This window comes from Microcystis sp. M079S1 (assembly GCF_020246425.1).
Lineage (GTDB): Bacteria > Cyanobacteriota > Cyanobacteriia > Cyanobacteriales > Microcystaceae > Microcystis > Microcystis aeruginosa.
Map to the genome: position 1 here is coordinate 1 of NZ_JADBSZ010000192.1, position 2630 is coordinate 2630.

A 2630-nucleotide genomic window follows, 5' to 3' on the forward strand; every position below is an offset into this window, starting at 1 on the left:
AACCTTTATAGAGACAGACATTGCCGCAATTTTTGTCAATTGTTGGCGATCTGGAGCGAACTAATCAATTAAATCTCTTGCCAGATAAGGATTGAGTCGATTTATGCCCCCCTATCGAACCATACCAAGTCCCGAAGAGCCATAGAAGCAAAGATTAGCAATTACAGGCCAGTGACTGAAAGATTATTTGTGTAGGAGATATTTTCGTATTTTATTCAGTTTCTGCATAATCGCCCAAGCTAATCCCAGACGCTGATTACAACTACCAAACCGGTGAGCCTTTTCAAGGTAAAAATTAGACATATCCGCCCTTAGATTGGCTGATCATGGCTATTTACCACTGGTTCGGGGCTATCCTCGCCAATCCAAGCCCTGACTAACTCGTAGCAGAGACCGAGCAGAACCGGCCCGACGAACAAACCGATAATCCCGTAGGCGATCACTCCCCCGAACACCCCCAGCAGAATCACCACCATGGGAATGGGCAAGCCGCGCCCCATTAAGATCGGTTTGAGGAAATTATCCACCAAGGTGGCGGGAATCATCCAGATTGTAAATAATAGGGCGGTGGAATAGGGTAGTGTTACCCAAGCGTGAATGAGCGCCCCCAAGACAATCAAACCGGGGCCAATTTGGAGAATGCCCAAAATTAGGGTGAGGAGAGTTAATAAACCGGCCGCAGGCGTTCCCACCGTTACTAAACCGATGCCGATCAAAAGACTCTGGATAATGGCAACGCCAATAATACCGCGGCTAACATTGCGGACGGTGGAGGCGGTAAGACTGGCCAGCGCGATTCCTCGACCCGGGGCAATCTTTTCCGCTAACTGGTTCATCAGGTGAGTCAGATTTTTAGCGGAGAGGGTGAGGGCCGCCGCAATCAGAATCGAGGCGATAAATTTCAGCACCGTCAGACCGGTACTGGTGGCCAGAGAAAGGGAGATTTTCCCCAGTTCTTTTAATTGTGGCTCGAAGCGTTGAAGAAATTGACCCGTGTTATCGGATGCCTGCTGCCAGAGACCGGCAACCCTTTCGCCGATCAGCGGCCAGGTGGCCACATCGGCGGGGGGAGGGGGAATCAGCACCGCACCGGTATCGATATATTCGGCCATCGTTCGCAGATTACCCGCCAGAACCGCTGCAATGCCACTCACCGGACCGATAATAATCCCGAGACAAAGTAGGGTGAGGAGAACTGCGGCCAGTTTCGCCCGGCCAGCGAGTAACTTTTTTAACCAGAGAAAGATCGGATACCAAGCGATCGCTAGAATTGCTCCCCAGAGGATCATGGTTAGGAAGGGACGCAGCAGGGTGAACCCAGCAAATAACAACAGGCCGAGAAAAAACAGCCGGATGACGAGATCGATAATTTTAGCGTCATTTTTCATCAATAGCGATCGCCTTTTGGCTAGATGAGGACATTTCTGCAATTATGGCAGTTTTTCGTTATGGGTAGTGATTCGCTAGTAGTGGTGAGCCGTTTTGCTTATCTGGTCGGGATTGTGTAAAATATTTCCTAATCAAAATAATTGCCCGATAAATCTTTAAAACTGATTCTTTCAGGGTAAATCTCCTGAGAAATATCTTTTTTTGGCCGGTGCAATGCTTACTTGCCATCGTCTTGAGCGAGTAAAATCGACTAATTTAATCTATTAACAAGGATGCCAGCAAATTTATTAGAAGTGCGGGGAGCCACCCGTCGATTTGGGGGATTAGTCGCTGTCGATGGGGTTTCCTTTCAGGTACAAAAAAACGAGATTTTTGGCTTAATTGGACCCAATGGGGCGGGAAAAACGACTTTATTTAATCTGATCACCGGTTTAATTCCCCTATCGAGTGGTGATTTAATTTATCAAGGCGACAGTCTGGCGAATTATCGTCCTCACCAGATCGCTAAGGCAGGAATTGCCCGTACTTTCCAGAATTTGCGCTTATTTGGTGAATTATCGGCTTTAGAAAATGTTGCGATCGCTGGTCACATTCACAATGGCTCCAATCTCTGGACGGGAATTTTCGGTTTACCAGTTTCGAGAAGGGAGGAGGAAAAAACCTATAAAAGAGCGGGGGAATTATTAGATTTAGTCGGATTAACCGACCAAAGCAATCGGAAAGCCTGTAATTTAGCCTATGGTGATCAAAGACGTTTGGAAATTGCCCGCGCTTTAGCTTTGCAACCCCAGTTATTACTCCTCGATGAACCGGCAGCTGGGATGAATCCCAGCGAAAAGGGGTCATTAAGTCAGCTAATTCGACAAATTCGTGATAAGTTAGCTCTAACTGTCCTGTTAATCGAACATCATGTGCCTTTAGTGATGGGATTATGTGATCGCATTGCCGTGTTAGATTTCGGTAAGTTAATCGCTTTGGGAGATCCAGCCACAGTCAGGGAGAATCCTGCGGTGATTGAAGCTTATTTAGGGGATGAATAAGGATTTTAGATAATTACTCTTCAGGTTAATGGGAGATAAGTAGGTAGGCGTTAAAAATTATGGCTCTTCGGTTTGTCTTATGCAATGGACGGGGTTATAAGGGATGGACCCCTTATATAGAAAGGCATTTGGCGATTTTTGTCAATTTTTTTGATCTAGAGCGAACTAATCAATTAAATCTCTTGCCAGATAAGGATTTAG

The 2630-nt window shown here is 46.4% G+C and carries 2 protein-coding genes; one reads left to right on the forward strand and one right to left on the reverse strand.

Features of this window, described 5'->3' with window-relative positions; translation table 11 throughout:
* Nucleotides 1-311 precede the first annotated feature (311 nt).
* Nucleotides 312-1388, reverse strand: coding sequence for an AI-2E family transporter (locus IM456_RS12560; RefSeq protein ID WP_149988466.1), 1077 nt, complete (start codon nucleotides 1386-1388; stop codon nucleotides 312-314).
* Between the two features lie 273 nt (nucleotides 1389-1661).
* On the opposite strand from IM456_RS12560, the gene IM456_RS12565 reads away from it, so the two are divergent.
* Nucleotides 1662-2429, forward strand: coding sequence for an ABC transporter ATP-binding protein (locus tag IM456_RS12565; protein ID WP_149988460.1), 768 nt, complete (start codon nucleotides 1662-1664; stop codon nucleotides 2427-2429).
* Nucleotides 2430-2630 lie beyond the last annotated feature (201 nt).

Excerpts from the sequence above, each read along its gene's own strand:
- IM456_RS12565 (WP_149988460.1), top strand. The coding sequence starts at position 1,662 with ATGCCAGCAAATTTATTAGAAGTGCGGGGAGCCACCCGTCGATTTGGG.
- IM456_RS12560 (WP_149988466.1), bottom strand. The coding sequence starts at position 1,388 with ATGAAAAATGACGCTAAAATTATCGATCTCGTCATCCGGCTGTTTTTT.